26 protein-coding genes are annotated in these 26272 nt (G+C 71.1%); 13 read left to right on the top strand and 13 right to left on the bottom strand.

Annotated features, from left to right (window positions below; all coding sequences use genetic code 11):
- Nucleotides 1–167: 167 nt before the first annotated feature.
- From AB0K00_RS04230 to AB0K00_RS04205, 6 genes are all read left to right on the top strand, one after another.
- Nucleotides 168–2063, top strand: a complete 1896-nt coding sequence (locus AB0K00_RS04230) for an adenylyl cyclase (RefSeq protein ID WP_363514920.1) — start codon at nucleotides 168–170, stop codon at nucleotides 2061–2063.
- A 133-nt stretch (nucleotides 2064–2196) separates the two neighbouring features.
- Complete coding sequence (locus AB0K00_RS04225) at nucleotides 2197–2742, top strand: sigma-70 family RNA polymerase sigma factor (RefSeq protein WP_363514917.1); 546 nt, start codon at nucleotides 2197–2199, stop codon at nucleotides 2740–2742.
- On the top strand, nucleotides 2739–3638 hold the full coding sequence (locus AB0K00_RS04220) for a zf-HC2 domain-containing protein (RefSeq protein ID WP_363514914.1): 900 nt from the start codon (nucleotides 2739–2741) through the stop codon (nucleotides 3636–3638). Before AB0K00_RS04225 ends, AB0K00_RS04220 begins: the two co-directional genes overlap by 4 nt.
- The gene (locus tag AB0K00_RS04215; RefSeq protein ID WP_363514911.1) at nucleotides 3635–4330 is read left to right on the top strand and encodes a hypothetical protein; all 696 of its coding nucleotides are present in this window, start codon (nucleotides 3635–3637) and stop codon (nucleotides 4328–4330) included. The genes AB0K00_RS04220 and AB0K00_RS04215 overlap by 4 nt, the downstream gene beginning before the upstream one ends.
- On the top strand, nucleotides 4327–5142 hold the full coding sequence (locus AB0K00_RS04210) for a hypothetical protein (protein ID WP_363514908.1): 816 nt from the start codon (nucleotides 4327–4329) through the stop codon (nucleotides 5140–5142). Before AB0K00_RS04215 ends, AB0K00_RS04210 begins: the two co-directional genes overlap by 4 nt.
- 26 nt (nucleotides 5143–5168) lie before the next feature.
- Entirely contained in the window at nucleotides 5169–6035 is an 867-nt protein-coding gene (locus AB0K00_RS04205) for an ATP-binding cassette domain-containing protein (RefSeq protein WP_363514905.1), read from the top strand.
- Between the two features lie 60 nt (nucleotides 6036–6095).
- Here AB0K00_RS04205 and AB0K00_RS04200 read toward each other — a convergent pair whose 3' ends face one another.
- Nucleotides 6096–6533, bottom strand: a complete 438-nt coding sequence (locus AB0K00_RS04200; RefSeq protein ID WP_363514902.1) for a DUF1801 domain-containing protein — start codon at nucleotides 6531–6533, stop codon at nucleotides 6096–6098.
- A gap of 46 nt (nucleotides 6534–6579) precedes the next feature.
- Nucleotides 6580–7035 carry a carboxymuconolactone decarboxylase family protein gene (locus tag AB0K00_RS04195; RefSeq protein WP_363514899.1) on the bottom strand — a complete coding sequence of 152 codons (456 nt, stop codon included), beginning with the start codon at nucleotides 7033–7035 and terminating at the stop codon, nucleotides 6580–6582.
- A 174-nt stretch (nucleotides 7036–7209) separates the two neighbouring features.
- Between AB0K00_RS04195 and AB0K00_RS04190 the strand changes: the two genes are divergently transcribed.
- From AB0K00_RS04190 to AB0K00_RS04180, 3 genes are read left to right on the top strand one after another with little or no spacing between them, the layout of a single operon-like run.
- Nucleotides 7210–9459, top strand: a complete 2250-nt coding sequence (locus AB0K00_RS04190) for a helix-turn-helix domain-containing protein (RefSeq protein WP_363514896.1) — start codon at nucleotides 7210–7212, stop codon at nucleotides 9457–9459.
- Nucleotides 9460–9469: 10 nt separating this feature from the next.
- Nucleotides 9470–10045 carry a hypothetical protein gene (locus tag AB0K00_RS04185; protein WP_363514893.1) on the top strand — a complete coding sequence of 192 codons (576 nt, stop codon included), beginning with the start codon at nucleotides 9470–9472 and terminating at the stop codon, nucleotides 10043–10045.
- 11 nt (nucleotides 10046–10056) lie between these two features.
- Nucleotides 10057–10554 carry a hypothetical protein gene (locus AB0K00_RS04180; RefSeq protein WP_363514890.1) on the top strand — a complete coding sequence of 166 codons (498 nt, stop codon included), beginning with the start codon at nucleotides 10057–10059 and terminating at the stop codon, nucleotides 10552–10554.
- Between the two features lie 5 nt (nucleotides 10555–10559).
- Here AB0K00_RS04180 and AB0K00_RS04175 read toward each other — a convergent pair whose 3' ends face one another.
- The 10 genes from AB0K00_RS04175 to AB0K00_RS04130 form a co-directional block, all read right to left on the bottom strand.
- Nucleotides 10560–11519 carry a hypothetical protein gene (locus AB0K00_RS04175; RefSeq protein ID WP_363514887.1) on the bottom strand — a complete coding sequence of 320 codons (960 nt, stop codon included), beginning with the start codon at nucleotides 11517–11519 and terminating at the stop codon, nucleotides 10560–10562.
- A gap of 1 nt (nucleotide 11520) precedes the next feature.
- Nucleotides 11521–12153: a hypothetical protein gene (locus tag AB0K00_RS04170; RefSeq protein WP_363514884.1), complete on the bottom strand. Its 633-nt coding sequence runs from the start codon at nucleotides 12151–12153 to the stop codon at nucleotides 11521–11523.
- A complete protein-coding gene (locus AB0K00_RS04165) occupies nucleotides 12150–12881 on the bottom strand; it encodes a DUF4407 domain-containing protein (RefSeq protein WP_363514881.1) in 732 nt (243 codons plus the stop codon). Before AB0K00_RS04165 ends, AB0K00_RS04170 begins: the two co-directional genes overlap by 4 nt.
- A gap of 199 nt (nucleotides 12882–13080) precedes the next feature.
- The gene (locus tag AB0K00_RS04160; protein ID WP_363514879.1) at nucleotides 13081–13728 is read right to left on the bottom strand and encodes a hypothetical protein; all 648 of its coding nucleotides are present in this window, start codon (nucleotides 13726–13728) and stop codon (nucleotides 13081–13083) included.
- Complete coding sequence (locus tag AB0K00_RS04155; protein WP_363514876.1) at nucleotides 13725–14777, bottom strand: DUF262 domain-containing protein; 1053 nt, start codon at nucleotides 14775–14777, stop codon at nucleotides 13725–13727. The genes AB0K00_RS04160 and AB0K00_RS04155 overlap by 4 nt, the downstream gene beginning before the upstream one ends.
- Before the next feature lie 163 nt (nucleotides 14778–14940).
- The gene (locus AB0K00_RS04150) at nucleotides 14941–15093 is read right to left on the bottom strand and encodes a hypothetical protein (protein ID WP_363514873.1); all 153 of its coding nucleotides are present in this window, start codon (nucleotides 15091–15093) and stop codon (nucleotides 14941–14943) included.
- Nucleotides 15094–15267: 174 nt separating this feature from the next.
- A complete protein-coding gene (locus tag AB0K00_RS04145) occupies nucleotides 15268–15783 on the bottom strand; it encodes an NUDIX hydrolase (protein ID WP_363514870.1) in 516 nt (171 codons plus the stop codon).
- A gap of 218 nt (nucleotides 15784–16001) precedes the next feature.
- Complete coding sequence (locus AB0K00_RS04140) at nucleotides 16002–16925, bottom strand: sensor histidine kinase (RefSeq protein WP_363514867.1); 924 nt, start codon at nucleotides 16923–16925, stop codon at nucleotides 16002–16004.
- A complete protein-coding gene (locus AB0K00_RS04135) occupies nucleotides 16922–17809 on the bottom strand; it encodes an MEDS domain-containing protein (protein WP_363514864.1) in 888 nt (295 codons plus the stop codon). Before AB0K00_RS04135 ends, AB0K00_RS04140 begins: the two co-directional genes overlap by 4 nt.
- Nucleotides 17810–17845: 36 nt before the next feature.
- Nucleotides 17846–18634: an IucA/IucC family C-terminal-domain containing protein gene (locus AB0K00_RS04130; RefSeq protein ID WP_363514861.1), complete on the bottom strand. Its 789-nt coding sequence runs from the start codon at nucleotides 18632–18634 to the stop codon at nucleotides 17846–17848.
- Between the two features lie 347 nt (nucleotides 18635–18981).
- Between AB0K00_RS04130 and AB0K00_RS04125 the strand changes: the two genes are divergently transcribed.
- A complete protein-coding gene (locus AB0K00_RS04125) occupies nucleotides 18982–20535 on the top strand; it encodes a peptide deformylase (RefSeq protein ID WP_363514858.1) in 1554 nt (517 codons plus the stop codon).
- A 3-nt stretch (nucleotides 20536–20538) separates the two neighbouring features.
- Here AB0K00_RS04125 and AB0K00_RS04120 read toward each other — a convergent pair whose 3' ends face one another.
- Nucleotides 20539–20988, bottom strand: coding sequence for a pyridoxamine 5'-phosphate oxidase family protein (locus tag AB0K00_RS04120; protein WP_363514855.1), 450 nt, complete (start codon nucleotides 20986–20988; stop codon nucleotides 20539–20541).
- A 234-nt stretch (nucleotides 20989–21222) separates the two neighbouring features.
- On the opposite strand from AB0K00_RS04120, the gene AB0K00_RS04115 reads away from it, so the two are divergent.
- From AB0K00_RS04115 to AB0K00_RS04105, 3 genes are read left to right on the top strand one after another with little or no spacing between them, the layout of a single operon-like run.
- Nucleotides 21223–22335, top strand: a complete 1113-nt coding sequence (locus AB0K00_RS04115) for a globin domain-containing protein (RefSeq protein WP_363514852.1) — start codon at nucleotides 21223–21225, stop codon at nucleotides 22333–22335.
- Nucleotides 22336–22390: 55 nt separating this feature from the next.
- Complete coding sequence (locus AB0K00_RS04110) at nucleotides 22391–23128, top strand: CPBP family intramembrane glutamic endopeptidase (protein ID WP_363514849.1); 738 nt, start codon at nucleotides 22391–22393, stop codon at nucleotides 23126–23128.
- 29 nt (nucleotides 23129–23157) lie between these two features.
- On the top strand, nucleotides 23158–26148 hold the full coding sequence (locus AB0K00_RS04105; protein ID WP_363514846.1) for a S8 family serine peptidase: 2991 nt from the start codon (nucleotides 23158–23160) through the stop codon (nucleotides 26146–26148).
- Nucleotides 26149–26272 lie beyond the last annotated feature (124 nt).

Here is a 26272-nt window from a genome sequence, read left to right as displayed (position 1 = left end):
GAAAATCGGGGGTGCTCGGACGTAGCGCACGGCCGATTTACACGGTAGAAACAACACTCTGGAGAGAGCGCTCTCACACCGCGCCGACGCACTTCGCGGAGCCTCTCCAACACCCCTCACATCCGTGTACCTCACACCCGCCCGCACGAACGAGAGGACGCACTCGTATGACGATCCAGTCCGAGCATTCCGTGAGGCGGTGGTCCAGCCGTCGCACCATCGGCCGCGTGTTCGCACTCAGCCTGGCGGCGACGACCGCCACCGCCACGATGGGGACGGCGGCCGTCGCGGCCCCGTCGTCGCACGGCGGGTCGCAGGACCTGGGCACCAACGTGACCGTGTTCGACCCGAGCACGCCGGTCAGCGAGATCCAGGCGAAGCTCGACGCGACCTACGTCAAGCAGGTCGACAACGAGATGGGCACCGCGCGTTACGCCTACCTCTTCAAGCCCGGCACGTACGGCACGGCCGACCAGCCGCTGCAGATCAAGGTCGGTTACTACACGGAGATCGCCGGCCTGGGCGCGTCCCCCAACGACGTCGTCATCAACGGCAAGGTCGAGGTGTACAACCGCTGCCTCGAGAACGGCGGCACCAGCAACTGCCTCGCGCTGGTCAACTTCTGGCGCACCCTGTCCAACCTGTCGATCAACATCAACGCCAAGGGCCAGGACGGCTGCCGCGGCTCGGCCAACTTCTGGGCCGTGTCGCAGGCCGTCTCGCTGCGGCGGGTCAACGTCACCGGCGGCAACCTGTCGCTGATGGACTACTGCACCGCCGGCCCGCAGTACGCCAGCGGCGGCTTCATCGCCGACTCGAAGGCCGGCACGATCGTCAACGGCTCGCAGCAGCAGTGGCTGACCCGCAACAGCCAGATCGAAAGCTGGTCCAACGGCGTGTGGAACCAGGTCTTCTCGGGCGTCGTCGGCGCCCCTGACGACTCGGCCTTCCCGAACCCGCCGTACACCACGCTCGCGACCACCCCGGTGAGCCGCGAGAAGCCGTACCTCTTCGTCGACGCCAAGGGCAAGTACAACGTCCGGGTGCCGTCGGCCGCGAAGAACACCAGCGGCATCACCTGGGCGAACGCTCAGACCGCGGGCCGCAACATCCCGCTGTCGGACTTCTACGTCGCCAAGCCGGGCGACTCGGTCAGCAAGATCAACCTGGCCCTCCTGGCCGGCAAGAACCTGCTGCTGACCCCCGGCACGTACGACATCGCCCGCAGCATCGAGGTCCGCTGGCCCAACCAGGTGGTCCTCGGCCTCGGTCACGCCACGCTGACCGCCGTCAACGGCTCGACCCCGCTCGACATCGCGGACGTCCCCGGCGTCATCGTCGCCGGCGTCACGATCGACGCCGGGCTCAAGGAGTCCAAGGTCCTGCTGCGCGTCGGCAAGGAGCACGGCTGGGGCTTCAGCGACCCGAAGAACCCGACCACGCTGAACGACGTGTACTTCCGCGTCGGCGGCCCGCACATCGGCAAGACCGACACCGCGCTCGAGGTCAACAGCGACAACGTGCTCATCGACCACACCTGGGTGTGGCGCGGCGACCACGGCGTCGAGGGCTTCACCGGCGGCGTCAACGGCGACAACCAGCGCTGGGTCACCAACACCGGCCGCTACGGCGCCGTCATCAACGGCGACAACGTGACCGCGACGGGCCTCTTCGTCGAGCACTTCCAGAAGTACAACACCGTCTGGAACGGCGAGCGCGGCACCACGATCCTGTACCAGAACGAGCTGCCCTACGACCCGCCGACGCAGGCCGACTGGATGAACGGCAGTGTTGAGGGCTACGCCGCCTACAAGATCAACAACAAGGTGAAGTACCACAACCTGTACGGCGCCGGCGTCTACGTCTTCAACCAGAACAACCCGACGATCCACACCGAGAACGGCTTCGAGGTCCCCTCGACGCCCGGTGTCAAGCTGCACCACATCATGACGGTGAACCTGAGCGCCGGCATCATCGACCACGTCGTCAACGGCGTGGGCGACCCGGCCGACACCACCAAGATCGGCGTGCCGATCTACCTCGCGGACTACCCGGCCGCGTAACACCGCACCACCACGATGGGCCCATCGCGATTCTCGCGATGGGCCCATCTGGTTTGCCGCCGTCAATCACCGGCGCATGTGAACCGTTCGCGCCTGTTGCCGCTACCTACCCTGCGGTGGAGGGGGTGAGCGGATGGACAGCGACGAGGGCCTGCTGCGGGCGGTTGCCGGCGGGGACGCGGCCGCGCTGTCCCGGCTCTACGAGCGGCACTCCGGTGCGCTGTTCGGCTACCTGCACCGGCTTGCCGGGGACCGGATGACCGCCGAGGAGATCCTGCAGGACACGATGCTCGCGGTGTGGCGGTCGGCCGGCGCGTTCGAGGGGCGCGCGAAGGTGACGACGTGGCTGTTCGGGGTCGCCCGGCGGCAGGCGCACAACCGTTTGCGTGGCCGGGCCCGGCCCGAGCCCACCAGCGCCGACCTGACGGACCGGCCCGATCAGGGCGCCGGGCCGGAGGAGCTGGCGATCGCGGCGGCCGGTGGCACACCGGTGGCCGCCGCCATCGACCGGCTGCCCGAGCACCACCGGGACGTGATCGCGCTGGTGTTCGTCGCGGGGCTGCCGCTGGCCGACGTCGCCGAGGTCCTGGCCATCCCCGTCGGCACGGTGAAGAGCAGGCTGTATCACGCCCGGGCCGCCGTCGCCGCGGCGCTCACCGCCCAGGAGGTGCCCGAATGAAGGACTGGCTGCCCGCGTACGCCGCCGGCACGCTGCCCGGCGCGGACCGCGACCGGGTCCGCGCCCACCTCGCGGACTGCGGGCGCTGCCGCGCGGAGCTCGCCGCCTGGCAGGCGATCGCCGGCGCTGCGGCCCCGCCCGGCGCGGCTCCCGATCCGGGCCGGATGGTGCGGGCGGTGCTGACCCGCAGCGCGATGGAAGGGCCGGCCCGCGACGGCCGCCCCGGAAGGCGCCTGCGGCACCTCGCCGCGCTGGTGGTGGCGGAGGCGCGGCTGATCCGCCCGGCGGTGCCGTTCGCCTCGGCGCTGGTGCTGGCGCTCGGCGTGGCGATCGTGCTGCTGCAGGCCGGGACCGCCGCGGGGGCGACCGGCGCGGCCGGCCTGGTGCTCGCCCTGATCGCGCCGATCGTCGCCGCGGCGGGCGTCGCGGGCACGTACCGCTCCCGGCGCGACCCGGCCGCCGAGCTGGTCGCCGCCACACCGACCTCGGCCCGGCTGCTGCTGCTCGTGCGCATCACGCTGGTGTTCGGGTGCGACCTGGCGCTCGCGGTCGCCGCCTCCGCCGTGCTGCACGCGGCCGGCGCGGCGCAGGCGGGCCTGCAGGCGCTCGTCGGCGCCTGGCTCGGGCCGATGGCGCTGCTGTCGTCGCTGAGCCTGCTGATCGCCGTCCGGTTCGGCCCCGACGTCGCGCTCGGCGCGGCCGTCGCACTCTGGGCCGTCCGAGTGCAGGCGGGGGTGCTGGCCCGCCACGAATGGCCGGCGCGGGTCGTCGTGGAGATCTGGTCGACGAACGCGGCCGTGCTGACGGTCAGCGCCGCCGTCACCGTCGCCGCCGTCGCATTGGCCGGGCGCGACGGTGAACCACGGCAGGGGTGGCGCGCTACCCATCCGATGTGAGACCACTGACCCTCTGGCGGCACGAGGCGCGCCGGGCCGGCTGGGCGGCGCTGCTCGGCCCGCCGATCGCCGTCGCCCTGGGCGTCGCGGCCGCGCTGGCCAACCCGCTGCCGGGCGAGACGAGCACCGCCCGCATCCTGCTCGGCGCCCTGGAGATGGCGGTCCCGCTCGCCGCCGGCGTCGCCTGCGCCTCGCTCGTCGGCCCGGACCCCGCGGTGGAGCTGCAGCTCACGGCGCCCACGCCGTACCGCGTCACGCTGCTGCGACGCATGGGCGTGACGCTGGGCTGGACGGCGGCGGTCGCGGCGCTGATGGCGGTCGCGCTGATCGCCACCGGCTGGTGGGAGCGCTGGCCGGCCAACCACGGGGTGCTCGTCGGGCAGCTCACCTGGGCGGCGCCGACCGTCGGGCTCGGCGGCGTGGGCTTCGCCGCGGGCGCGGTGTTCCGCAGCCCGGCGGCGGCCGGCGCGCTGGTCACGACGCTGTGGGCGATCCAGCAGTTCTTCGCCGACGCCGCGCAGCAGCACCTGCCGGGCCGGCTGCTCTACCTGTTCGCGACGACCCGCGGCGCGGTGCCGGGCGACTGGACCGCGAACCGCCTCACGCTGCTCGCCGTGGGCGCCGCGCTCATCGCGCTCGCACTGGTCCTGCTGGGCCGCTCCGAGCGCCTCATCGGTGGGGAGGAAGAGTGACCGTTTTCGGCGCGAGTCTGCGGTACGAGTTCCGCATGCAGGTCCGCAAGCGGGCCGTGTGGATCGTGCCCGCGCTGACCATCGTGCTGTTCCTGCTGATCGGGGGCAGCCTGCTGCGGGATCTGTTCGACCCCGCCGAGCGCCCGGCGGAGGCGAGGGTGGCCGTGGTCGGGCTGGCGATCCAGGTCCACGGGCTGTTGTCGATCGGGTTCGGCTGCCTGCTCGCCGACCGGCTGGTCCGCGACGACCGGCTGCGGGTCGCGCCGATCCTGGACGCCACCCCGGCCGGCCCGGGCGCCCGCCTGCTCGGCAAATACCTGGGTGCCGCCGCCGCGACGGCCGTGCCGATCCTGGTCGTGTACTTCGGCTTCGCCGCCGCGTACGCGGTCGACACCGGCGCGCCCGCGGCGCTCGGCTGGGCCCTCGCCGCCACCGGCGTGGTGATCGTGCCGGGCCTGCTATTCGTGGCCGCGTTCGCCCTGGTGGTGCCGCTCGTCATGCCGGCACCGCTGTTCCGGGTGCTGTTCGTCGGTTACTGGCTCTGGGGCAACCTGCCCGGGCCGGACATGATGCCCACGCTCGCCGGGACCCTGATCCACCCGCTCGGCGGCTACCCGCTCGACGTGCTGCTCGACTTCCACGGCATCGACGGCGAGGACACCCTGGCCGGCCCGGTGCCGGGCGCGACGCTGAACTTCCTGCGGCCGGACCCGACGCCGGCGACGGCGTGGCTGTCCATCGCCGTGCTGCTGGCGCTCGCGGCCGCCGCGCTCGCCGGCGGTCACGTGCTGCGCGCCCGCCGAACCCGATGAGCTCCCGACGCTGGAAAGGTCCCGACATGCGTATCGACATCTCCGGCCTGACGAAGACGTACCGGGGCGGGGTGGCCGCCCTCGACGGCCTCGACCTGGCCGTGCCCACCGGCATGTTCGGCCTGCTGGGCGCGAACGGCGCCGGCAAGACCACGCTGATGCGCATCCTCGCCGGGATCGTGCGCCCGTCGGCGGGCCGTGTCGTCGTCGGCGGGCACGACCTCGGCACCGCGGCCGGCCGCACCGCCGTCCAGCGCGGCCTCGGGTACCTGCCGCAGGACCTCAGCGTCTACCCGGACCTGACGGCCCGCCAGTTCCTGGACTACGTGGCGCTGCTCAAGGGCATGGACGACCGGGCGGCGCGGCGGCGCAGGATCGGGGAGCTGCTGGAGGTGGTCGCGCTGACCGGGCAGGCCGACCGCCGGCTGCGCGGCTTCTCCGGCGGGATGCGGCAGCGGGTCGGCATCGCCCAGGCGCTGCTCGCCGACCCGCAGCTGCTGATCGTGGACGAGCCGACCGCGGGACTGGACCCGGAGGAGCGGATCCGCTTCCGCACGCTGCTGACCCAGTTCTCCGGCCGGCGCACCGTGCTGCTGAGCACCCACATCGTCGACGACATCGCGCAGACCTGCCGGGAGGTGGCGGTGCTCGCCAAGGGCCGGCTCACCTTCCGCGGCACGGTCGACGAGCTGACCCGCCGCGCCGAGGGCCGGGTCTGGTCGATGGTCACCGACGGCCCGCCGCCGACCGAGGGCACGGTCGTGTCGGCGCTGCCGCACGAGGACGGCATGCGATACCGGATCGTGGCATCCGCGGCACCGGGCCCGCAGGCCCGGCCGGTGGAGCCCAGCCTGGAGGACGGGTACCTCGCCGTCACCGCGCGGGTCGCATAGGCAGCGGCCGGACCGCACCGGGCCCGGCCGCTCACCGCGGGGCTCAGCTCACCGCGGGGCTCAGCTCACCGCCTGCTTCACCAGCGCGGCGATGCGCGCCTCGTCGTCGGTGGTCAGCTCGGTCAGCGCGAAGTACGCCGCCCACATGGTGCCGTCGTCGAGGTTGGCCTCGTCGCTGAAGCCGAGCGTCGCGTACCGCGTCTTGAACTTCGCCGCGCTCTGGAAGAAGCAGACGACCTTGCCGTCGCGGGCATAGGCGGGCATGCCGTACCAGAGCTTCGGGGTGAGGACGGGGGCGTTCGCCTTCACGATGGCGTGGAGGCGTTCGGCGATCGCCCGGTCGGAGCTGGACATCTCGGCGATCTTCGCGAGCACCTCCGGCTCCGTGTCGGCCTTGGCGCCGCGGCGGGTGGCCGACTTGAGCTCCTTGGCGCGGTCCTTCATCGCGCCGCGCTCGTCCTCGGTGAAGCCCTCGTGCTTGGTGGTGTTGGTCGCCATGATGACGGTCCTTTCAGTGACGAATCAGAGACGAAGCGGAAGCGGGCTACCAGGACCCGGCCTGCTGGCGGGTCGGTGCGTTGAGCCGGTTGAAGGTGTTGGTCATCGCGATGTTGAGCAGCAGCGCGGCCAGTTCCTTCTGGTCGAAGTGCTTGGCGGCCAGGTCCCACACCTGATCCGGGACGGGGTCGGCCCGGTCGGCGAGGCGGGTCACGGCCTCGGTCAGGGCGAGGGCGGCCCGCTCCTCGTCGCTGAACCAGGGCGTCTCTCGCCACGCGGCGACGGCGTCCACCTGCTCCGCGGTCGCGCCGCTGCGGCGGGCCTGACCGGCGCCGCCGGCCACACACGGGCCGCAGCCGTTGATCTGGGAGGCACGCAGGTGGGTCAGCGCCAGCAGCCTGCCGTCCACGCCGGCGCCGGCGACGGCCCGGTTGACGGCCATCAGGGCGTCCATCGCCTCCGGGATCAGCATCGCCGGATTCGGCATCCGTTCGGTCGGCATCGCTCCTCCTTCACAAGTTCCGGTGACAAGTTCCGGTGACAGGAGTCATCGGAGCATCGGGGCGCCCCGCACCGCGTGGGCCGTGGGACACTGTGGGACACCCGAAACGCGCCTGACCTGCGCAGACGCGACAGCGATCCGGTGCCGTGGGGCGGGACGGGTACGGTGTTGCACGTGTCCAGCCCTCAGGAGCACCTGGTGGCTCAGCTCGCTCGGATCAAGGAGCTGAGCGGACTCAGCCTCCGGGCGCTCGCCGTCCAGGCGGGCCTGAGCAGCTCGTCGCTGTCGCGGTACCTGACCGGCCGGCTCGTGCCGCCGTGGGACGCCGTCGTGGCGCTGTGCCGGGTCGTCGGCCGCGACCCCCGGCCGCTGCGCGCCGTGTGGGCGGAGGCCTCCAAGGCCGGCGCCGCTCCCCCGCCGCGCCGCAACGACCTGCCGGCCGACCTGTTCGACTTCACCGGGCGGGAGGCGGAGTCCGCGCTGGTCGAGGAGCTGCTGCGCACCGCCGGCGCGGTCGCGATCGACGGCATGGCGGGCGTGGGCAAGACCAGCCTGGCCGTGCACGTCGCGCACCGGCTCGCACCGGCGTTTCCGGACGGCGGCCTCTACCTCGACCTGCACGGCTTCACCCCGGGCCAGGAGCCCCTCGAGCCGCCGGCGGCGCTGGGCCGGCTGCTGGCCGCGCTGGACATCACGCATCCCCCGGCCGGTGCCGCCGAGCGTGCGGCGCTGTGGCGCTCGGAGCTGTCCCGCCGGCGGGCCCTCGTCGTGCTCGACAACGCCGTGGACGCGGCGCAGGTGCGCCCGCTGCTGCCCGGCGCGGGCAAGTCCGCGGTCCTGGTCACCAGCCGCAACCGCCTGGTCAGCCTGGACGGCGTGCCGCCGGTGTCGGTGGAGCCCTTCGCGGCCGGCGACGCGACCGACCTGTTCGGCCGCGCGGCGGGCCTGCGGGCCACCGACGACCAGGCGATCGCGCAGGTGCTGCAGCAATGCGGCGGGCTCCCCCTGGCGCTGCGGATGGCCGGCGCGCGCCTGCGCCACCGCCCGGGCTGGACCGTGGCGGTCCTCGCGGAGCGGCTGCGCGACACGTCCGGCCGCTTCGACGCGGTGTTCGGCATGTCGCTGCACCAGCTCGACCCGGGCCAGCGGCGCATGTTCCGGCTGCTCGGCGTCCTGCCGGGCGCCGACTTCGACGACGCCGTCGCGGGCGCGCTCGCCGACCTGCCGGCCGACCGGCTCGGCGCGGTGCTGGAGGAGCTGGTCGACGCCCACCTGCTGCGGGAGCTGTCGCCCGGCCGGTACCGGATGCACGACCTGCTCCGGCAGTACGCGGCCGACCTCGCCGCCGACGAGGAGCCGCAGGCCGACGCCGCGCTGCGCCGGGTCGTGCGGCACTACCTGGCGCAGGCCGTCGCGCACGACCGGACACTGCCGTCGCCGCACCGCCCGCAGCCCGCGGCCGGCGACCCGGCGGCGGCGATGGCCTGGTTCGACCTCGAGTACGAGAATCTGGTCGCCTCCTTCGACGCCGCCGTGCGGCTCGGCGAGGACGAGGTGGTGGCCGAGCTGCCGCAGGCGATGCGGGTCTGGTTCTTCCGGCACCGCGGCACCGACGACCAGACCCGCCTGCTCGAGGCCGCCGCCGGCGCCGCGGCCCGGCTCGGCCGGCACCAGGAGCACGCGGCGCTGCTGGCCGATCTCGGCTTCGCCCGCGCCGCCGCCGGCCGCCTCACCGAGGCCCTCGCCGCATATGAGGCGGCCGAGGCTGAGAAGGCCGACGACGACCTGAAGGCCGGGCTGGCGCTGCGGATCGGTCTGGTACGCCGCGACCTCGGCGACCTGGAAGGGGCGCAGACGCAGCTGCGCCGGGCCCGCGCACTGTTCGAGCGGCTCGGCCGCCCCGGGGGGCAGTCGCAGGCCCTGGCGTTCGACGGCTGGGTGACGCTGCACCTCGGGCAGCGCGCCGAGGCGGTCGAGCTGGCCCGCGCGTCGGTCGCCCTCGCCGGCGGCCCCGCCCAGGTCACCGGCCTGGTCACCCTCGGCCTGGCCCTGGCACCCGACGACCGGGCCGAGTCACTGCGGACGCTGCGCGAGGCGCTACGGCTGTCCGAGGAGCACAACCTGCAGCACAACCAGGCGTGGTGCCACAACGCGCTGGGTGTCGCGCTGCGGGTCATGGGCTCGCCCGAGGAGGCCCTGGAGCACCACCGGCGGGCGTTCGAGCTGCTGGAGCCCCTCGCCGAGGTGCAGCTGGAGATCGACTGCCTGCACGCGTACGCCGAGACCTGCCGGGTGGCGGGCCGCCCGGACGAGGCCCTCGCCCTGCTCGATCGGATCGTCGCACTCGCGCGGGAGCTGGGCCGCCCGCACGACGAGCGACTCGCCCACGCGGCGCGTGCACTCCTGACGGCCGGTGCTCCGTAATCTGTGTGCCGTGCTTGCCGCTGAGCTTCCGAAGGTCACGGACTGGATGCAGGGCTGGGCCAGCGTCCTCGCCTTTCTCGCCGCCGGCGGACTGCTGTGTTTCGAGTTGTGGAGAAATCGCCGGGAACGCGCCGATACCGCCGCCGCGCAGGCCCGCCTGATATTCAGCCGGGTGACCCGTTACCACGCGCCGAATGACCACCTGCAGAGCGTCAAGTGGACGGTGTTCAACTACAGTGCGGCGCCCATCTTCGACGTGTCGGTGAAAGTCGTCGCTCCGGTAGCGGCGGAGCCATCGACAGGCGATACCGTCATTGACGTCATTCGTGGTGGTGACGAGCCGGAGGAAATCCTCACCCTCGATCCCCCGCCGCAGTTCAGTCAGGACACCCCGATTCACGACCTGAAGCTCGAAGTGACGTTCACCGACTCGGCCGGGCTGAACTGGCGCAGGGTCGATCGGAAGATTCCCACCCGGGTGATCCGGCGACGCGCCTGGTGGGCAGATCCGGCGCGGCTCGCCGCCACGGCGGTCGCGCTCGGCGTCGCGGGCGTGGTGATCGGTCTGTTCGCGTTGATGCAGTGAGGTGCAGCGCCATGCGATTTCCCGACATCGTTTCCCGTCTCGACGGTAATGGCACCGCCGTCTACCGCAAGAACTTCTCCCCTTCAGCAGCGGATCGGGAGGCGGCCCGAAAGGTCATCGTCTTCCTCGAGAACCGGCGCGCACTGTACGAATCGCCGGACCGGGAGACCTCGGACCACCTGATCGCCTCGGTCCTTGAGATTCGGGACTTCCTCAACAAGCTGCTGGAGTCCGCGCCCCTCGCGGAGGAACTCAGCGTTCCGCTGAAGGCGATCACCGCCGACTGCCGCGACTTCCTCACCGCGGCGCAGGTCGACGCCGCCGAAGCGGCACGGATCCGGCAGGTCGTGCCCGACAGTTACGACTTCCGGTTGCTGCCGATGACGGCGCTGGTCGCCCTGCGGGCGCTCAGGGAGACCGCGGGATCCAGCCTCGGGCTGATCGCGGCCGCCTACGGTCTGGACGTGGAGGATCACCTCGACGTGCTCATCCCGGCGTCACTTCCCTGACCACGTCATCGTTCGGGGCGCCACAGCGACTCATCGCCGTCGCCGCCATCATCGGAACGATGCGCGATGTCCGTGCTCCAGCGTTCGCGTGGGCGGTCGTCGACGACGTCGGCCATCTCCGTGGCGATCTCGAAGCAGGCCCGGCTGATCGGGCTCTCCACGAAGGCCGTGCCACGGACCACCTCGCGGGTGAACGCGGTGCCGTGCTGCCTGGCGGTGATGACAGTGAGCCCGACCAGATCGACGTTGCCGACATCGACCTCCGACGTCGTGTGCTGCCAGAGGTACGTGTTCGCCATGGCCGACTCGATCGCCTCGTTGTACGCCGTGGCGAGGCTGCCGAAGCTCCTGCTCAGGGCCTGCGCCGCGGCGTCGCGGTCGCGCTGGAGCAGGCTGAGCGCCGCGGTCCAGTAGAGCCGCAGCGGGACGCCGAGCGCACCGATCGGCGCCGTGCCGCCCCGTTGCCAGGCCTCGGATGCCACCGCGACCAGCTCCGCACGCTGGCCGTCGCCCAGGCGCGGGTCGGCGGCGGCGGCCATGAGCAGGTAGGCCTGCTGTTGGGGGTACTGCAGCGCGTCAGGGACGGCCGCATCCTGCTGGACTCCCGTCGCCGCCGGACCTCGGTCGAGCACGCGCAGCAGTTGCGCGACCCGCTCGCTCATCTGGGTGCGGGACAGTTCGGTCGGTGCGTAGGTGGCGAGGAGGAACGTCCCGAATCCGTGGCCGTGCCGATGCCACAGGGTGCCGGAGCGCGTCAGCAGGTTCGTGGCTCGAGCCGCGTCGGTGATCATCGCCCACTGACCGGCCCGCCGCAGCGCCGAGGCCGCCTCGAGCTCGTCGAGATCGGAGCGGTTGCCCCGGATCTCGCCGGACAGCGCCAGCCGGGCGTAGGACTCCCAGAAGGTCACCGTGGTGTCGATCCGGTCGGCCGTCAGGCCGAGCGCGGCGGGGTGGCGCGCCGACACGTCAGATCACCTCGCGCACGTTGCTCAAGCGTTCAGGCTCGACGAAGGCCGGGTTCAGGTGCTTCCACTCGCGCTTGTACATCTTGTCGCGGCGACTCCACGTCCACTTCTCGCATCGGTGGATCTGGTTGGACGGCACGACGACCTTGGCGACCACCTCGCCCTCCGGCTGGAACTTCGAATACGACCGGTAGCTGTTGAGGTCGCGGACCTCCTCCGCGACCGACTCGATCTCGACGGCCGGCCGCGGGCTGACCAGCACCCAGCACCAGTAGAGGTAGCCGAAGGGGAGGGTCGCGGAGTCGGTGGCGAACTTCTGTGCGATGCCGAACGCGCTGATCACGTCGTTGGTCTTGCTCGCCTCAACGCGGCTGACGACGCCACAGGCGATCGAGATGAACGGCGTCACCTCGGCGACCGGTCGCCCGGTCACCGGGTCGGGCTCGTCGAAATGGTTGACGTGCAGGTCGAGATTCTCGGGGGTGAGTTTTCCCGGGATGTCGGAGACGCGGATCAGGCCGTCCTTCTCGTTTCGCATCCAGTTGCTCACCAACCCTTGCCGCCGGTCGATGATCTGCAGGGCGGCATCGTCGTCCGGCAGCATGAGCCCCTTGATGCCCCACTGAACGATCACAGGTTCCTCCGCCTCCGTGTCCACTCAGACAATGTCGATCGCCGCGCCTCGAGTTTCGAGGGTGCTTCTCGCCGAGTCGCGGTTGCGTTGCGCCGCTTCGACCTCACGAAGCTTGCGCTGGGCGATCGGCCCGCACCCCTTGGTCTTCGTTCCGCCGGCTCCGGTGCACTCGTCCTCGAACGCCTGCTGCAGCGGGGGATCTTTGCCTCGGCCGCTGTCAGCGCGTCGGCGAGCTGCTGTTTCTCGGCCACCAGCGTGGCACGCTGCCGGGCCAGGTCCGAGTCGTCACGGAGCTGGACGGACACCTGCTCGCGGGCCGCGATGCGATCCGCGTCCAGCTGCTGCTCGATCTCCTTCGCGGCCAGACCCAGCATTGCGAACCATGCCACCAGCAGGCCCATCGGCACCGCGATGACCAGCCTGGACAGCAGCAACCAGACGCGGCGCCGCCAGTCCGAGCGAGGGATCGGCGTCGACACCAGCCACCGGTCGAGATGGAAGATGCCGAAGCCCCACCCCGCGGCGATCGCGACGACGGCACCTGTCGGCAGGTCGGTGGCGATCGAGACGGCCAGGCCCGCGGAGGCCGCCGACATCGCGGTGGTAAAGAGAATCAACGCACCGAACGTCGAGTAGCGATGCGTCTCGCCATAGGTGACCGCGTCGTCGGCATTGACACCGGAGGCCCGCAACAGAGGCCTTAACGCCGTCGATCCCGGCACAGTCACCACCGAACGGTCCGGGCCGGGTGGATCGCACCGCAACCTCCATCGCTTCGGCGACCATCTTTCTGGTGCCGCCTGCGCCCCCGCAACGACAAGCGGCCGTTCCGAACAAACTCTGGCAGTTAGCCGATGAAGCCACACCCTTCGGCGGATCGGCTCGGCCGACTGGGCGATATCGATCAGTGCATGCTGCCTGAAGCGGCTACGGCGACAGCTCGACGCTCCACTGCACCAGCGAATCCAGTAGGAACTCGAGCCACGACGTGGGCGCGACCGTGCTGGGCGCCAGCAGGAACTCGCCCATGGACGAGAACGTGGTCAACGGGTCCAGGGCCATCATCGCGTCGCGGCTCTGTTTCTGGGACTGGGGTGTGCCGTGGGCGAGGCCGTGCCGCAGCTGCAGGAGGCGTTCGATGTCCTGCGAACAACCCCGGAAGACGGCCTCCACGGAGCTGTCGCGCAACCAGTAGGCGGCCGTCGCCGCGACCATCGTCGGGCTGTGCAGGAGCAGGTACTGCGCCGGTTGGCGTTTCAGCGTGATCGACGAGGTGTGCGCGGAATACCTGGTCCGCAGCAGTTGCCGGCGTGCGTCCAGCCGGTTCGGCTGGGGGAAGTTGCTCGTGCTGTGCGGCCCGTTCGGGTGCGTGGTCTGCGCGCCGGTCATGAGGTCGATCAGGAGTTCCTTGACGAACCACTCCCATCGCCGCATGGCCGCCACCAATGCCCCCTCGGCCGCCAGGAGGCAGCCGCCGCACGCCGCGGACGGTTCGCTGTGGTGTGCGTGCGTGGCCTGTTCGAGGATCTCGGCAAGAGCCGGCGCGAACGCCGTGCTCGACGAAATGGCTCTCACGCTTCCGACAACCCGGCGAGCCGCCACAGCGTGGAGAACCGGTCGAGCCGCGAACCCACGTCGGCCGCGCCCTGGTCCGTGGACAGCACGTCCATCGCGCTCCGCAATGATCTCGATCGCTCCGCGGAGAGCGGAAGGCGCGGCGTTGCAGGGAGCCCGCCCAGGTGGTCCGGGATGCCGTACAACCGGTGATGGACGACCGCATAGAGCGTGGAGAAGCGTGGAACCCGGTTGAAGGCCGACTGCCGCAACGACCTGCCCGCGGCGGCTCTGATCTCCTCCATCGTCGCCCGGAATCGGGTTTCGTGTTCCGCGCGGTCGGGCCAGGAATCGTCGTACTCGGCGTAATACGAGTCGATCATGCCGTTGTCCTGCATGCCCGAGATCTGCAGGATGATCGCCTCGGATACGAGGTGGTTGTGCATCAGGTGGGCGATCTCCTGCTGGGTGAACAGGGACGCCGCGAGCCAGAACGGGTTGTACTCCTTCGCCAAGCTGTGGACGGACTGCTTGAATTCGCCGAAGAACCTGCCGTTGCGCAGCTCCTGGTCGCTCAACGCGGTGCCGTGCAGGTTGATCCGCGCGAAGATCTCGTGGAGCAGCGCGTCGGCGATGTTCTCCCGATACACCTCGCAGCCGAACGAATAGCGCGTCACCCTGTCCTGCAGGGTCTGCGAAAGGTGCGAGAAGTGCAGCCCCGCCCAGGGCGGAAGCGGCGCGTCGGCGGTGTCGCGGGTGGTGGGCAGCTGTAGCCGGTCCTCCAGGAACTGGAAGACGGCGGCGAGTCGCTGCTGCCCGTCGACCACCTCACGGACGGGTCCGGTGCCCGGCACCAGCTTGCTTCTGATGTGCAGCGGCGGGATCGGGAAACCGCGGAGCATGGTGTCGATCAGCAATGTCCTGGCCGGCGTTGCCCAGGCATCCGCCCGTCGGAAGTCCGGACTGAGCAGCAACGTTCCCGCTTCGTACCATTCGCGGAGCTCCGCCACGGAATGGCTGCTTCGTTCGACGTTCAGCTTTTCGACTGCCCATTCGTCGTCATCAGCCACGCCACGGACACTAGGCTTCGCCGACCCGGCCCGCCATCCGGATTCGCCTATGTGGGCGGGAGGTGGCTCCGTCGCACCGGAGCCGCCTCCCGCGGGGTAAGCAATCTATTTGGTGGTGGGTGTGGAGCACGACAGTCGACATCGACCGGGGGAGCCGCGCGGGCTACGAGCTGTTCGCGGCGAACAGGCAGGCGCGGTCCAGGTCCAGGGTGATCGTTGTCGACGGGCGTGGGTGCGTCACCCGGAGCCAGCGCACCTTGCGCAGCATCTTGGCGGTGGGGCCAGGCTCCCGGTGGCGGGGCGCATGGCCGATCATGCTGCTTCCTCAATGAACCGTGTCACGCCACAGAGTGTGCGCGGTGGGACGCTGGGTCGTCAGCATGCGAACGGTCGTGCTCCTGCGCTGGTCAGCAGGGGTGCGGAGCCGTCCGGTTTCCCCCGTTCGGAGGCGAGTAGGTAGTCACGGAGCGTTGAGTAAGGCGGGTGGTGGTCAGCAGTAGCGGTGGCCCATCTCGGCGTGGATCGGGGCGCCGGTGGTGAGTGCCGTCAATGCCAACGAGAGCCGGCGGTGCAGGGATGCGCGGATCGGGGCGTTGCTCAGGTCGGACCACTGGATGCCGGTGAGCTCGTCGGCGGCGGGGCGGACGGCGGCCGACGGGTCGAGGACGCCGCCGTCGAAGACGAACTGGACCTGGTCGCTCCAGGGGCCGCGGCCCGGGGTCCAGTCCACCACTAGGAGGCGGCCGGTCGGCAGGTCGAGGCCGAGCTCCTCGAGGACCTCGCGGCGACAGGCGGCGGACGGGGGTTCGCCGGTCTCGACGATGCCGCCGGGCAGGTCGAGGTAGGGCTTGTAGTTGGGCACCACGAAGAGGATCCGGTCCGACGGATCCCTGATCAGGGCGCCGGCGGCGACCGTCTTGTGGGCCATGCGCCGGGCGATGCCGGGGTGGAACTCTGCCTCGGGTGGACCCTCGTCGGCGAAGAAGGCGGCGGTCATGGTGTCCATCCAAATGGGGTACGCCGGTCTGCTGATGGTGAACGCATCTTGCGTAATGCAAAGGTAACTAGGCGTCAACCGAGGGGGGAGGTGGTGGCCGATCAATGCGGTCCCCACGCGGTAGCAGTCCCGTGCGCTGGGGGTAGTTCGCGGGACGAAACGTAAGAACGGGGGCGGTGTCCGCGCGGGACACCGCCCCTAGAAAAGCCCGAAAGGCCCTGAAAACCCTAGACGACACGGCGGAGGTGCAGCCGGACGGTCGTGCCCGACGGGCCGGTGCGCATCTCCAGCAGGTCGCAGATCTGGCGGGCGATCCACAGGCCGTGGCCCCGCTCGGAGTGCGGGTCGGCGCGCAGGAAGCCCAGGAAGTTGCCGGTGGCGGTGCCCGTGTCGGTGATCTCGCAGACGACCCGGCGGTCTGTGGCCCACATGCGGGCCTCGCCCTTGCCGCCGCCGTGGCGCAGGACGTTGGTGGCGATCTCGTTGACGGCGAGGATGTAGTCGTCGACCCGATCCACGTCGACGCCGAGGCGCGGGGCGTGCTCGGCGACGAACTGCCGCACGGGCGCCAGGTCGGGGTGGATGGGGATCCATTCGACGCCGGTCGCAGGGTAGGGCGTGAGCGGGGTGTCGCGGGAGGCGTAGTACGACGCCGGTTCGGTGAAGTCGGCGCTGATCTCGCTGGCGGTGCCGACGGCCAGCCGGGGGTGGGTGCGGCGGGCGTCCGCGACGATGGTGTCGGCCAGGGCGCTGCTGTCGTAGCCGCACATGACCCAGGCGCGGGAGTCGGCGAGCGCGACGTTGACGATCGACTCGTACCGGCCCCATTCGGAGGTCTCGAGGTCGTCGCGGCCGGCCCAGACGGGCTCGCCGATGACCCGCAGGAAGGCGCTGTCGGAGGCGAGGGCGTCGATGCGACGGTGGTGGGCGTCGAGGGTGCGGCCCGGGGAGTCGAACCAGCCGGCCGGCTCGAGGAACGTGACCTGGTCTTCCGCGCCGTTGAGCTGTTCGCGCAGGCGGCGGGTGTTGTCGCTGGAGGTCACGGCGAGGACCGTGTCGCCGCGGTGCACGCCTTCGGTGATGAAGGGGACGGCCGTGGCGAGGAACTGCTCAGGCGAGTCGAACAGCAGCGCCTGGTGGATCAGGGTCACGGTGCCGGCACCCCCGTCTCACCGATGGTCAGGCCCGGCGTGGTGTCCCAGCCGACGATCCGCAGCACGTTGCGCAGGGTCGGGGCGAGGTGCCGCACCTGCAGCGTCCGGTCCGGCGCGAGGGCCTCGGCGGCGCGGACGAGAGCGCGGATGCCGGCGACGTCGATGAACAGCAGCTCGGCGAGGTCGATGACGATGATCCGCTCGGGCCATTGCGCGGCGTGGGCGAGGGCCTCGGCGAAGGCGCCGGCGGTCAGCTCGTCGATGGTGCCGCAGATGCGCAGGCCGCGGGGCGAAAACGTGGGCACGATGCGTAGCCGCCGGTCGTCGTGCAGCGGGTCGACGTGCACCACGCCCGGATGCCGGGCCACGAGACCGGTGAAGTCCGCCTTGTCGAAAAGGCGTTCGTCGTATTGGCAGATCGCCGCGAGATCGTCGGAACCGGTGATGGTCGAGGCGACCCCGGACTCGTATTCGTGCAGGCGGACGGTGTCGGGCAGGCTGCGCAGTGCCCAGCTCATCTCGCCGGTGAGGCGAAGGCCCTGGAAGCCGGCGGCGCGGGCGTCGCGGACCGCGTGCCTGATGCCGTCGACGAGCGCGTCGGGGTCGAAGTGGTCGTCCGCCGCCGGACGCACCTCGAGCTGGCCGCGGGCCATCGCGAGGGCGCCGTCGACGCCGCGCGGGTCGAGCCACGCGTCGATGGCGCCGGGCGCGGTCTTGTCGGAGTAGTAGAGCACCCGCTCGCCACGGATCAGGCCGTCGGCGATGTACGCCGACACCACCTCGCGCTGCTCGAGATCGCTCGCGAACGGCAGGCACAGGTGGTCGCCCAGGCGGACGTGCCCGGTGTGCTTGGTCGAGACGCTGTCGTTGATGCCAACCAACTTACCCAGCGGGCCCGGAAATGATGTTTCGACGGCCTACTGGCGGATGCAGCAGCTGGTGCAGACCTTCGGGGTCGGCAGCGTGAAGGCCAGGCAGCAGGTGCGCCGCTTGATGTCCAGGCCGCCCTCGGCCCGCACGGACAGGTCGACGAGGTCGTCGGCGCCGAGCGCGGCCAGCACGCGGTGCGTGGTGTCCAGGACCTCCGCGGGCGGCGCGACGAAGCCGCGGGACATCGCGTAGGAGACGCCGGAGGCGACCGAGCCCCACAGCGTCCGCCGGCTGAGGCGGGCCTGCTTGCGCACCTCGTCGAGCATCGGGTCCAGGTGCGCGTCGACGAGCGAGCGCCGCATGACGCCCAGCAGCTCGTCCTCGTCCTCGACGATGAGCAGGCCGGCGGTCTCGGAGGCGACGATCGGGTCGGTCGCAAGGACCGCGGTGACCGGCTGGCGCAGCGCGAGGGTCAGGAAGGGCTGCCGGTCGCTGAAGCGGACCAGCACGTGGTCGGGGGTCATCAGCGGCACCCGCCGCGAGGTCGCGAACCCGATCACGGCGGGTAGGGCGAGCCAGTAGGAATAGCACTTCCAGGCCAGGGCGGCGGCCGCGTGCGGCTGGGCGCTCCAGCGCCCGGCGGCGGCGTCGAGCCACTCGCGGACACCCTCCGCGGTCAGCAGCTCACCTGCGCTGTGCCAGCCGGGGGTGTGGGTGACCAGGCCGGTCGACAGCCCCTGGAGTGATTCTTTTCCGTGCCTGATGCCCATCCGCGCGAGCGACGCGATCACCGGCGCAAGCGGGTTGACGGTCGCGTGGCTGATGAGCGCGGTCACGTTGGGTCGCCGATCCGGTGGGGGGACACACGGCGAGGGCGCCGCGTCGCGGCGCTCGTCAACTCCGTGTGTGCGGTGCTCACCACCGGTCGATACCCCCAGACGTGCGTGCCAAGCGCCCACGATACAGCGATTAGGTAAGCCTAACCACTCCTCGATTGTCCAGGATCTGTCGTAACTTTGTGTGACTTTGTACAAGCGTGTTGCTGATCCAGGAACGTTGATCAACGCCGATGAAGTGGTGTTGTCAACCCTTTTGTCGGCAAATTGACCGCTTGACCTGTTCGACTGGTCGCCCCAGGGACACTGAACGGGCAGGGGCCGTCTCCCTGCGGGCTGGGCCGGACATGACCACGAGCGACTCTCCCGTGCAGCGGGCGTCAGAGGCGTTCGTCGCGGAGTTCGCGCGGTGGCGCATCGATCGCAACATGTCCAAGAAGCAGTTGGCCGCCGCGATGGGGTTCGACGCCTCCTACGTGAGCCACGTCGAGGCCCGCCGTCACCGCCCCACCGAGGACTTCGCCCGGCGCGCCGAGGCCATCCTGCAGAGCGGCGGCGCCATCTGGCAGCGATACAAGGAATACGACGAGCTGCGCGCGACCGCCCGCAGCCGCGTCGGGCTGCCCGGCCGCGACCCGCCGGTGCCCGATCAGTGGCTGCCGCCCGGCACGGGACTGGTCGTCGAGCGGGAGACCGCCCGGCTGTCCTATGTCGACGGCAAATACCGGTGCACGGTCCGCCGTGCGCTCTACAACGCCGGCACCGAGCCGGTCACGCGCTACCTGGTGCGGATCTCCGTGGACCGCTACCCGGACGATCCCGCGCGCTCCAACCGCCATCACCGCGACCACCCCATGTCGTGGGACGAGCTGGCGATGGTCGCGTCGTGCGCCGGTGAGCCCATGGACTGGCGGTCCAAGACCGACCGGGACGCGCTCAAGGAGGCGTGGCTGCTGTTCGAGAACGCGCAGGGCCGCTTCCCCCTGTACCCGGGCCAGCGGACCACCATCGCGTACTCGTGGCACATCAGCGTCGAGAAGTGGGGCCACTGGTTCCAGCGCACCGTCCGCCTCCCCACCCGGCAGCTCACCATCGAGGTCGAGTTCCCGGCCCGGATGCGGCCGGTCGTCTGGGGCGTGCAGACCTCGCTGTCGGCGGAGGAGGTGCCGCTGCGCACCCCGATCACCCAGGAGCTGTCCGTCGACGGGCGGGCCGTCTTCTCGTGGCACACCGAGCAGGCGACCCTGCACGACCGGTACCGCCTGGAATGGCGCTTCCGGGGCACCCGGCCCGAGGGGGCGGTGGAACAGCCGGACGACTGGGAGGAGCCCCCTTTCGTGCAGCCGGCCTCGAGTGACGCGATGCGCGCGGCCGGCGTGATCCAACGCGGCGACGCCGGCCTCGACCGGCCGGTGCGCCGCTTCGACCTGCCCGGGGAGTCGGCGCGGGCCGAGGACGTCATCGACCAGCTGTCCACGGCGCTGGACCGGATCGAGGCGTTGCACCCTTTCGTGAAGGGCGTGGGGCTCGCCGCCCCACAGCTCGGTGCGGGGCTGGCGGTGGCGGTCATCCGCTCCGCGGAGCCTGACGCGGAGCAGATCGTGCTGATCAACCCGATGGTCGTGGCCGAGTCAGGCGACGCGGACGAGCAGTTCGAGGGCTGCCTGTCGTTCTTCGACGTGCGCGGCCTGGTGCGGCGCCCGCTGGAGATCACCGTGCAGAGCGAGCTCCTCGACGGCACGACGATCACGACGGTCTATGAGCGCGCCCTGGCCCGCCTGGTGGCGCACGAGATCGACCACCTGGACGGGCGCCTCTACCTGGACCGGATGGAGCACGACGCGCCGCTGGTACCGACGACGGAGTACCGCCAGACGGGCAAGCCCTGGCGTTACGCCTGACGGTCAGAGCTCGCCGGCGGCGGAGATGTAGGCCGACTCGACGTAGACGGTGATCCAGCGGGCCGGGCGACGGTCCGCGACCAGGTCCAGGGTCGGGTCGAGGTTGAGGGCGCGGTAGGCGCGGCGCATCGCGTCGTCGTCGAGGACCTTCGCCTTGCCGTCGACGTGCAGGCCGATCGCGCCGCGGGCGAAGTCGACGAAGAGCAGGCTGACCCGCGGGTCGCGGTCGATGTCGGAGATCGCGTCGGACAGGCCCGCCTCGTCGAACTCCGGCCACGCCAGCCGGTTCACCGACAGGACCCGCACGAAGCCGGCGCCGCCGGTCACGAACGTGCAGTCGTGGCCGTCGTCCGGCTCGCCGGTCGCCACGAACAGCATCTCCTGACGCCGGACGAAGTTCTGCATCCGGTCGTCGAGCTCGGTTTGGACCTCGTGGTCGGACAGTGTCGGCACGGTGCACCTCCGGGAGACATAACGCCTGAGGTCAGCCAAACACCGGGCCGGTGGGACGGCCGGACAGTCAGTGCGACACAGCCGTACGGCCCCTGTCCAGCGCCCACGAGCGGCGCGTCGAGCGGAAAACAACCGGCGAACACGAGACGTCGCACAGTCAGTGCGATGCGTGGTCTTCCCTGGTGACGAGGCTGGCTCTCCTACGGCACCTACGTTTGACCGCGAAGGGCACCGATGAGCAATCTGTCGCGATTACTGAAGGAGAGTTGGACCCTCGTCGAGGAGCAGCAGGACAAACTCGCCAGCTACTTCTACGCGCGTATGTTCCTGAACAATCCGCAGCTGAGGGACCTCTTCCCGGTCCAGATGGACGTGCAGCGCTCCCGGCTCCTCGGCGCGATCGTCACCGCCGTGCAGACCGTCGACGACCCCGACACGTTCGCCGAATACCTGCAGTCCCTCGGCCGGGACCACCGAAAGTTCCACGTGCAGCCCGAACACTACGACGACGTCGGCGGCGCGCTGATGGAGGCCCTGCGCACGTTCGCCGGCGACGAGTGGACCGTCGAGTTCGACCAGGCCTGGCGCGACGCCTACGCGGTGATCGCGGCCAAGATGATCGAGGGTGCGGACGCCGACTCGACCAACCCGCCGTACTGGCACGCCGAGGTGCTGTATCACGAGCGGCGCAGCCACGACGTCGCCGTGCTCACCTGCCGCCCCCTGCAGCCGCTGGAGTACCGCGCCGGGCAGTACATCAGCGTCGAGTGCAAGTACCAGCCGCGGCTGTGGCGCGTGTACTCCGCGGCGAACGCGCCCCGCAAGGACGGTTCGATCGACTTCCATGTCCGCGCCGTCGGCGCCGGCTGGGTCTCCTCGGCCCTGGTCCGGCGGGTCCAGCCGGGCGACATGATCCGCCTCGGCGCGCCGATGGGCTCGATGGTCATGGACCGGCGCTCGACCCGCGACATCGTCTGCGTCGCCGGTGGTACCGGACTCGCCCCGATCAAGGCCCTGATCGAGGAGATGACCCGGGCCAACCGGACCCGCTGGGTGCACGTCTTCTTCGGCGCCAAGGACCGCGAGGACCTGTACGACCTGGCCTGCCTCAACCGGCTCGCCGCCCGCTACCCGTGGCTCTCGGTCGTGGCCGCCACCAGCGACGACCCCGAGTTCCCCGGGGAGCACGGCAAGATCTCCGACGTGGTCGCCCGCTACGGCCCGTGGAACGACCACGATTTCTTCGTCTCCGGCTCGCCGCAGATGGTGCGTTCGACCCTGCGCACTCTCGCGGAGATGCAGGTCCCCGCAATTCGCATCAAGTACGACGCCTTCGGGGACTCGTGATACGGCAGGGGCGCCGTTCGTGCGGGCGGCGCCCCTGCCGCACTACAGTTTCGACGTGATCGACAAGCGGGCCGTCCGGGTCGAGGTGCTTCTGCTGCTCGGTGTGTCCCTCGGCAGGTCCGCGATCCTGTCGATCCTGGCGATCATCGACCGGCTCACCTACGTCAAGCCGCTGTCGGAGCAGACCGCGACGCTCAACCCGTCGATCACGCCGGACCGGCCGTGGCTCGACCTGTCCTACCAGCTGGTGTACACCGGGCTGGGCTTCGTGGCGCCGCTGCTGGCGGTGTACCTGCTGCGCCGCGACCACCACGACTGGCGGTTCGGCGTGCGTCCGGGGTCCGACCTGGGCTGGGGCACGGGCCTCGCCGCCCTGATCGGCCTGCCCGGGCTCGGGCTCGTCTGGGCCGCCCAGGAGCTCGGCATCAGCGCGCAGATCGTGCCGGAGGCGCTCGGCACGCACTGGTGGTCGGTGCCGGTGCTGATCCTCGCCGCGCTGCAGAACGGCGTCCTCGAAGAGGTCGTCATGATCGCCTACCTGCTGACCCGCCTGCGCGACCTGGACTGGGGCTGGTGGCCGGCGATCGTCACCAGCGCGGTGATCCGCGGGTCGTACCACCTCTACCAGGGCTTCGGCGGGTTCATCGGCAACTTCGTCATGGGCCTGATCTTCGGCTGGTTCTACCAGCGCACGAAGCGGGTCATGCCGCTGATCGTCGCGCACACGATCCTCGACATCGTCTCCTTCGTGGGGTACGCCCTGCTCAAGGATCATTTGGCGTTCCTGAGATAGGGCAAATCGCCACAATTAGTCTGATCTCTGTGGGCCGAATCCTTCTCGCCGTCACCCTTGTCGCCTCATCCGTCTTCGCGATGCCGGTCGCGGCCCAGGCCGAGGCGGACACCTCGCTCTACATCGTCCAGCTGGCGGGTGATCCGGCCGGCCGGCAGGAGAGTGCCCGCGGCCGGATCCGCGCCGACCGCTCGGCCGTCCTGCGGCGCACCGGCATCACCAGGACCGCCGCCGTGTACGAGTCGGCCTTCAACGGCTTCGCTGCCGCCCTGACCCCGGCGCAGAAGGCCCGGGTCGAGCAGACCCCCGGCGTGCGCCGCGTCTGGAAGAACGAACGGCACACCCTGGACACCATCTCCACCCCCGACTTCCTGGGCCTGGCCGGCGAGACCGGCGCCTGGAACCGGCAGTTCGGCGACCCGGCCCACGCCGGCGAGGGCGTCATCGTCGGCATCATCGACACCGGCTTCTGGCCGGAGAGCCCGAGCCTCGCCCCGCTGCCCGAACCCCGCCCCGACCAGGCCGTCATCGACAAGAAGTGGACCGCCGGCGGCGCCGACAAGTGCGACGAGGGCACCGGCACCCCCCAGCAGAAGATCACCTGCAACAACAAGGTCATCGGCGCGCGGTACTACGACGCCAGCGGCTTCGGCGGCTGGGAGTCGGAGTTCCGCTCACCCCGCGACTACGACGGCCACGGCACTCACACCGCCACCACCGCCGCCGGCCTGCACGACATCCCCGCCGTGATCAACGGCGATCCCGTCGGCAGCGTCTCCGGCATGGCGCCCGCCGCCCGCATCGCCGTCTACAAGGCGCTGTGGCGGCAGTCGGACGGCGAGGGGTCCGGTGGCAGCGTCGACCTGCTCGACGCCGTGGACGACGCGGTCAGCGACGGTGTCGACGTCATCAACTACTCCGTCTCCGGCAGCCCGGACACCATCGTCGACCCGATCGACCTGGCCTTCTACAACGCCGCCGCGGCCGGGGTCTTCATCGCCACCTCCGCCGGCAACAGCGGCCCCGACGCGTCGACCGTCGCGCACAACGCACCCTGGGTGACCACCGTCGCCGCCAGCTCCCACGACCGCGGCGCCGACAAGTCCGTGACCCTCGGCAACGGCACGACCTACGCCGGCGCCGGCCAGGGCCCCGCCGTGCCGTCCGCGCCGCTCGTCGACGCCGTCACCGCCGGTCTGGCCACCGCCGAGGCCGACAAGGTCGAGCTCTGCTACCCCGGCGCCCTCGACCCCGCCAAGGTCAAGGGCAAGATCGTGCTCTGCAAGCGGGGCGTCAACCCCCGCACCGACAAGAGCATCGCGGTCCATGACGCCGGCGGTGTCGGCATGATCCTCTACAACCCGAGCGAGAACTCCCTCAACGCCGACTACCACCTCATCCCGACCGTGCACGTCGACGACGTCGCCGGCGCCGCGATCAAGGCGTACCTGAAGACCGCCGCCCCGACCGCCGCCCTGTCCGCCGTGTCGGACGTCGTGGCCCGCGCCCCCGCGATGGCCGCGTTCTCCTCCGCCGGGCCCGCCCTCGCCGGCGGCGGCGACCTGATCAAGCCCGACATCACCGCACCCGGCGTCGACATCGTCGCCGGCGTCTCCCCCGCCGGGCACCACGGCAACCTGTTCGACGGCGAGTCCGGCACCTCCATGTCCAGCCCGCACATCGCCGGCATCGCCGCCCTGGTCCGCGCCGCCCACCCCGCCTGGTCGCCGGCCGCGGTCCGCTCGGCGCTCATGACCACGGCGAGCGTGTTCGACAACACCGACGGCATGATCCAGCGGGCCGGGAAGATCGCCGGCCCGCTCGACTACGGCTCGGGGCACGTCACCCCCGCCCGCGCCTTCGACCCCGGCCTCGTCTACGAGTCCGGACCCCAGGACTGGGCCCGCTACGCCTGCGGCCTCGGCCAGCTGCAGCTGGTCAACGACTGGTGCGCCACCATCGGCAGCGCCGACCCCAGCGACCTCAACTACCCCTCGATCGCCGTCGCCGCGCTGCCGGGGACGCAGACGGTCACCCGGACCGTCACCAATGTCGCCGGCCAGCCGAGCGTCTACGTCGCCTCCGTCACCGCGCCCCAGGGCCTCGCCGTCACCGTCACGCCCAGCACGCTGAGCGTCGCCGCCGGCGAGAGCGCCACGTTCACGGTCACCATCACGCGCACCGACGCCGCCTACCGCACCTGGACCTTCGGCTCCCTCACCTGGACCGACCTGCGCGGGCACCGGGTGCGCAGCCCGATCGGCGCCCGGCCCGTCGCGCTCGCCGGCCCGGGCGAGGTCACCGGCGCCGGCCCGGCCGGCACCACCACGATCGACCTCACCGGCGGGTACACCGGCAGCATCACCACCAAGGTCTTCGGGCTCGTCCCGTCGATCGTCAACGAGCAGAAGCTCGCCGGGAGCACCGCCGGCTTCGTGCCCACCGCGCCGGCCACCGGCCCCGCCGTCTTCAAGTTCAGCACCACCGTGCCGTCCGGCGCCGAGGTCGCGCGGCTGGCCACGTTCGCCGCCGACGTCGCCCCGGGCACCGACGTCGACCTCTATGCCTATCAGGACGGCGAGCTCGTGGGCCGCAGCGACGGCACCACCGCCGACGAGGAGATCGCGCTCACGTCCACCGGGGTGTTCGAGGTGTACGTCGTTCGCTTCGCCGCCCCGCCCGATGCCGACGCCCAGCCGGTCAAAGCGCACACGTTCCTGGTCGGGGGGACGGCGGCCGGCAACCTGAGCGTCTCGCCGCCGGTCGCCGCGGTGCGGCCGGATCAGGTCGTCGGCTTCGACGTGGCGTGGAAGGGTCTCGACCCGGCGAAGCGGTACCTGGGCATGGTCGAGTTCGGCGACGGCACCGCGGCCCGGGCCTGGACGACGGTCGCCATCGGCCCGGCACCGGCCGCGGCGCCATTTACGGTGCCTGTCGCGGCGCCTCTGACGGTGCCTGTTTCGGTGCCTTTTACGGTGCCTTTTACGGCGCCTTTTACGGCGCCTGGTTCGGTGCGGTGAGGCCGGACTTGCGGCGGTAGTAGCGGGTGGCACGCATCGCGATCGCCTCGGTCGACCTGACCGCGGCCACCGCGCCGAGCACCGGTCCGATGCCCGGCACCGCGCGCCGGGCGATCCTGACGCC

It is taken from the genome of Dactylosporangium sp. NPDC049525, from assembly GCF_040676755.1.
In the GTDB taxonomy this organism is placed as follows: domain Bacteria; phylum Actinomycetota; class Actinomycetes; order Mycobacteriales; family Micromonosporaceae; genus Dactylosporangium.
This window is presented reverse-complemented; position numbering and strand designations above follow the sequence as displayed.